The 5,341-nt window shown below is 74.6% G+C and carries 6 protein-coding genes; 2 read left to right on the plus strand and 4 right to left on the minus strand.

Annotated features, from left to right (window positions below; all coding sequences use genetic code 11):
- Nucleotides 1-137: 137 nt before the first annotated feature.
- From AB0J68_RS26260 to AB0J68_RS26270, 3 genes are all read right to left on the minus strand, one after another.
- A complete protein-coding gene (locus AB0J68_RS26260) occupies nucleotides 138-1,424 on the minus strand; it encodes a ricin-type beta-trefoil lectin domain protein (RefSeq protein WP_355065868.1) in 1,287 nt (428 codons plus the stop codon).
- A 234-nt stretch (nucleotides 1,425-1,658) separates the two neighbouring features.
- A complete protein-coding gene (locus AB0J68_RS26265) occupies nucleotides 1,659-2,069 on the minus strand; it encodes a hypothetical protein (RefSeq protein ID WP_363940890.1) in 411 nt (136 codons plus the stop codon).
- Nucleotides 1,966-2,586, minus strand: a complete 621-nt coding sequence (locus AB0J68_RS26270; RefSeq protein WP_363940888.1) for a hypothetical protein — start codon at nucleotides 2,584-2,586, stop codon at nucleotides 1,966-1,968. Before AB0J68_RS26270 ends, AB0J68_RS26265 begins: the two co-directional genes overlap by 104 nt.
- On the opposite strand from AB0J68_RS26270, the gene AB0J68_RS26275 reads away from it, so the two are divergent.
- The gene (locus AB0J68_RS26275; RefSeq protein ID WP_363940892.1) at nucleotides 2,539-2,661 is read left to right on the plus strand and encodes a hypothetical protein; all 123 of its coding nucleotides are present in this window, start codon (nucleotides 2,539-2,541) and stop codon (nucleotides 2,659-2,661) included. The genes AB0J68_RS26270 and AB0J68_RS26275 overlap by 48 nt on opposite strands.
- 78 nt (nucleotides 2,662-2,739) lie before the next feature.
- On the opposite strand, the gene AB0J68_RS26280 is transcribed toward AB0J68_RS26275, so the two are convergent.
- A complete protein-coding gene (locus AB0J68_RS26280; protein WP_363940886.1) occupies nucleotides 2,740-3,306 on the minus strand; it encodes a sigma-70 family RNA polymerase sigma factor in 567 nt (188 codons plus the stop codon).
- A 419-nt stretch (nucleotides 3,307-3,725) separates the two neighbouring features.
- Between AB0J68_RS26280 and AB0J68_RS26285 the strand changes: the two genes are divergently transcribed.
- Complete coding sequence (locus AB0J68_RS26285) at nucleotides 3,726-5,315, plus strand: ricin-type beta-trefoil lectin domain protein (RefSeq protein WP_355065864.1); 1,590 nt, start codon at nucleotides 3,726-3,728, stop codon at nucleotides 5,313-5,315.
- Nucleotides 5,316-5,341: the final 26 nt, after the last annotated feature.

Genomic DNA, 5,341 nt, shown 5'->3' on the forward strand with positions numbered 1-5,341 from the left:
TTCTTTTCCGGGCCCGGCGCCTTGTTGTTGGTGGGCGCCCACGGTTTGGGCGCGGCCTGGTGCGGGTTGGGCTGCGCGCACCTCGCCGGTTGGGCGCGGGTGAACGATCACCCGGCCCCACGTCGCTTCCGGCCGGCTCAGCGACCCGTCTCGCGCCAGTTCTGGTTGCTCTGGCTGGCGGCGCACTCCCAGATCTGCAACGGCGCGCCGTCGTCGGAGTTCCAGTCGCGCACGTCGAGGCACTTGCCGGAGTTCGGGTTGCGCAGCAGGCCGCCCTCGGCGACCCAGACCTGCGCCGGCCCGCCGTTGCACCAGGCGAGCTGCACCTTGGCCGCGTTGTCCCGGGACGCCCACGCCACGTCCATGCACTTGTCCAGCACCTTCAGCGTGTCGCCGGACCCACGGGTGAACCGCTGGCCCGGGGTGCCGTTGCACTGCCAGAGCTGCAACCGCACGCCGTCGGCCGACTCGCCGCCCGGCACGTCCACGCACTTGTCCGCGTAGCCGCGCAGCGCGAAGCCGGATCCGGAACGGTCGGCGGGACGCTTCGCGGGCGGGGTCGACGGAGTGCCGCCGTTGCGGAACGTCACCACCACCTCCGCGCAGCCCGGGCAGTTGTAGACCGTCTCGTTGCCGGCGACCCGGTCGTGGGTGGACCACAGGTAGGCGCGCGGCCCGAACGGCAGCAGCGCGGCGGTGTACGCGCTCTCCGCGTCCCGGTTGGGGTTGACGCAGTTCACCCGGTCGCCCCGGGCCGGGTCGCGTACGGCGTGCGCCTCCGGGCAGGCGGCGAGCATCTGCCCGGCGGAGCAGTCCCACCGCGCGCAACTGCCCGCCTTCTCCGGGCGGGGAGCGCCGGGCGCGTCGATCGTGATCGTCGTCGACAACGCGTCGACGTAGCTGACGTTGTACCAGGGCGCGCCCGCGTTGTTCCGGTCGAAGTTGAATTCGGCCAGGCTCACCGGCTCCGCGCCCCGCTCGCACCGGTCGGCGAAGGCGCCGCAGTCACCGACCAGGCAGCGGAACGAGCCGTTCGGGTCGCCGCCGCAGCGCTGACGGGCGAAGAACCGGCCGCGCCAGTGGCCGGGCTCGCCGGCATCCGGGATGACGATCGTGCTCGACTCGCCGGGGCGCAGCGTGGGCAGGCCGGTGATCGGCCGCGAGCCGTCCCCGCTCTCGCCCGCGCCGATCCACAACGTCTCCGCGGTGCCGTTGACGAACGTCACCCGCTCCCCGGTGGCGGCGGTCGCCCGCCCGCCCGGCACGCCCACGATCAGCCCGAGCGCCACCAGCACCACGGCGAGCAGCGCGGCCCTGCGTGCTGGGCGGGGGCCCCGGTTGACGCCCTCGGATGGGCCCGGGCCCCCGCCCGAAACCCCGGCCCGCGTCCCACGGGTCGACGACGATCCGGTCCTCACAGCCATGTAGCCCTCCCTCGGCCTGGCAGGGACGCGCCGCGTCCCCCGACGGGTGCGGCAACCGCACGGCGACATGACGGCGCGGGAGAGCCTTCGGTTCAACGGGAAGTGCGGCGGATCGGTCGGAGACCATCTGTCCCGCACCACAGGATCGGTGTAGATCTTGGAAGGAAAGCGCCCCGATAGGGGCCGTTCGGTACCAAGATCTGTGAGCCGCTGGCCGCGAACAGCCTTCCGTCCTCAGCGCGAGATCGGCGCGGTGACCACCGAGGTGCCGTCGGCGAGGCCCACGCCGACGAAGGAGAGGTCGTCGACCGGCGGTGACAGCTCGCCGGTCACCTCCTGCGGGCCGGCCGAGGCGGTCCAGTCCCGCACCTGGTGGGTGACCCCGTCGCGGGTCACCGCGAAGAGCCGGTAGCGCAGCCCCGGCCGCAGCCCGGTCGCGGTGATCCGGATCGTGGAGCCCCTGCCCTCGTGCGTGGTGATCGACACGGAGAGGCTGACGCCCTGGCCGGGCGCCTCACCGGTCGCGGTCAACACCAGGTCGTCACGGCCCCCGCCACCGACTGTGGCCACGATCCCGCCGGTCAGCACCGCGAGCGCCAGCACGACCGCCCCGCCCCAGAGCAGCAGCCGACGGCGGGCGGACAACGCCCGGGGGCGGCCGCCGGACGCCCTCCCCGGCCCGGTGGGGCCGGAGCCGCCCGGCGCACGCCCCGGCCGGACGCCCCGCCGCCGCGCCGGCCCGCGACTCGCCCGAGTCCGACGCCGACGCGACATCGGGCAGGCCGGCCCGGGACTCAGCCGGGCCGGACGCGGTGTCCGACAGGTCACCCGGTTCCGGCGTCGGGTCCGAGGCCGGCGCGGTGGTCGACGTGCCGGGCGTCGGGTGGGCCGACGACGGGGGCGCCGGATCGCGGCCCGGCGGGAGTGCGTCCTCCGGTCCGGGCGCGGGACGCGGCGGAAGGACGGAACGCGGCGGAAGGACGGAGGCGGGGGGCAGCACGGAGGCCGGTGGGAGGGCGAAGTCGTCCCAGTCCGCCGCGCTGAGTCCGCCGAGCCCGCTGGTCACCCCGCCCAGGTCGCCTGCGGCGGAGAGGCACTCCCAGCAGCCGGCCAAATGCGCTTCGAAGGCGACGCGGTCGGTCTCGTCGAGCGCGCCGAGCAGATAGAGCGCCAGGGCCTCGTGCTCGGACGTCGGGTTCTCACCGCCGGTGCGCATCACGCCCCCTTCCCGACCTGACAGAGGGTGCGCCGGAGCGATGATCCGGGACACCGCGCCGGTGCCGCGAATCGGACGAGTAGTCGCCGGGACGTGACATCAGGCCGACTCGATCGGGCCGATCGCCGCGTGCAGCGCCCGCACCGCGTAGTACGTCCGCGACTTTACCGTACCCTCGGGTATGCCGAGCCGCTGCGACGCCTCCGCGACCGAGGCGCCCTTGTAGTACATCTCGATCAGGACGTCGCGGTGCTCCGGCTTGATCTGCCGCAGCGCCAGGCGGACGGTGTGGGCGCTGACCACCCGGTCCATCTCGTCCTCGGCCGTGGTGAGCCGGTTGAGGTCGGGCACGGCGACCTCCGGCGGCCGGGCCTGCCGGGCCCGGCCGGCGTCGACGGCCACGTGCCGGGCGACGGTGTAGAGCCAGGGCGCGATCCGGCGCGGCTCCTCAGCCAGCGTCCCCAGGTTCCGCCAGGCCCGCAGGAACGTCTCCTGGACCAGGTCCTCGGCCAGCTCCTGGCGGCCGAGGACGAGCCGGGTGATGAAGCGCAGCAGCGGTTCACGGTACTGCTCGTGGATCCAGCGCATGAGGCTCTCCGGCGAGCCCTGCCCGACGGCCTCGCCCGGCACTCCGGGCTCCACCGCCTCGTTGGGCACCGCCGACACAGAACGCCTCCCCCTGACGTGTGGGGCGTGCCCGCACGGCCGGCCCGGCACGACGGCGCCGAGCCCCTCTGAGGGAGAAGAATAGCCGTACTGATCGGACGGTGCCGTGGGCCGGCGGACGGCGACCAGCGTGCCGGCGCTCATCGGACGCGGCCCGACCGGCGGCCCGAGGTCACCGTGCCCACGACGGCGCTGGTCGGGCCCGCGCCGGGCGGGTGGTGGCGAGTCGACATCGAACACTCCGATCGGCGATCCGGCAGCCGCGGATCGGTGCGCCCGGCGGCGGTCACGTTGACGGCTCGGTGTGCCGGTCGGTTCAATGGCGGCCGGACTGGAATCGGATCCGATTCCGGTCGGGTGAACCGAGGACGTCGCGCATCCGTCACGCCTGGCGACGTCATCACCGGAAGGGAAGTCCCGTGACACCCGATCTTCCTGGCCTCCGATCCCGGCTCGCTCGGATCCCGCGTCGTGTCGTCGCCGCCATCGCGGCCGGCCTCGCGGTGCTGTGCATGGTGGTCGCCTCCGTGAGCTGGGGCATCGCCACCGCCCGGGATGACAAGCTGACCGGCCGTACCGTCTCCGCCGAGCACCTGACCGCGATCCGGGCCGCGGCTCGGTCCTGCCCCACGCTGACCCCGGCCCGCCTGGCCGGGCAGCTGATGACCGAGTCCGGCCTGGACGGACGCGTGAAGAAGACCACCTCGGGCGGTCGCGGCTTCGCCGGGCTCGACGACGACCGGTGGAAGTCGTGGGCGCCGTGGCCGGGAGCGGACCGCACCGACACCGCCGCGAACATCCTCGCGCTGGCCCACCAGATGTGCGACCTCAGCGGGCAACTGCGGCTGGCCGGGATCCCCGGTGACCCGTGGCGGCTGTCCCTGGCCGCGTTCCACACCGGACTCGACCAGGTACGCGAGGCCAAGGGCGTGCCGTCGGCCGCGGTCGCGTACGTCGACGACGTCAGCCGCTACGCGGCGTACTACGGCGAGCTGACCGCGTTCGGCGGCGCCGGCACCGCCCGCCCGGACCCGGAGCGCCAGCAGCCCCGGGCGGTGCCGTCGAGCTACGTACGCCTGGTGGTGCGCGCCGGCTCGGTGTGCCCGGAGGTGCCGCCCGCGGCGGTGGCGGCGCAGCTCATGGCGATGTCCGGCTTCGACCCGAACCTGCTCGGCGACGACGGCCGGCGGGGAATCGCCCAGTTCCTGCCCGAGGTGTGGCGGGCGCACGGGCCGGCGGGCGCCTCGCCGTGGGACCCGCAGGTGGCCGTGCCGGCGGTCGGCGCCGCGGTCTGCGCGTTGCGGCGTGACCTCGCCGGCCTCGACGGCGACCCGGGCCTGCTGGCGCTGGCCGCCTACCGGAACGGACCTACCGCGGTCCGGCAGACCGGCGGCGAGCTGGACGACGCGACGCAGGCGTTCCTGCGGCAGGTGCGGGAGTTCACCGACTTCTACGCCCTCGACGGCCGGCTCCGGGTTCCCTCGGCCAGCCCGAGCCCGTCGCCCAAGCCCTCGTCGCCGTCGCCGACGCCGACGCCGACGGCCGCGTCCCCCGCGCCCCGGCCCAGCGCGACGCCGTCGGCCCGCCCGTCCGCCGAGCCGGAGAAGCCGGCCCCGCCGAAGCGCCCGAGCGGCGCGAAGCAGCTCGTCGGCAAGGAGACCGGTCTCTGTGCCACCGGCGGCACCGGCGATGGCGTACCCGTGGTCCTGCGGCCGTGCAAGGAGGACCGGCTGCAGTGGTGGACGTTCGGGTCCGACAAGACCGTCCGGGTCAACGGCCTCTGCCTCGATGTGGCCTGGGGCGAGAAGCGCGACGGCGCGCCGGTGCAGACCGCCAACTGCAGCGGCAACCCGGCCCAGAAGTGGGAGTGGATCGAGTATCAGGGCATCCGGTCGCTGTTCAACCGGGAGACCGACCGCTGCCTGGACGTGGACGGGCACGGCGACGGCGCTCCGCTGAACGCGTGGACCTGCGTGTTCAATCCGAAGCAGACCTGGTCGCTGCGGTAGCCGCCCGCCCCCGGTCACCCGCTCGG

It is taken from the genome of Micromonospora sp. NPDC049580 (genome assembly GCF_040675595.1).
Lineage (GTDB): Bacteria > Actinomycetota > Actinomycetes > Mycobacteriales > Micromonosporaceae > Micromonospora.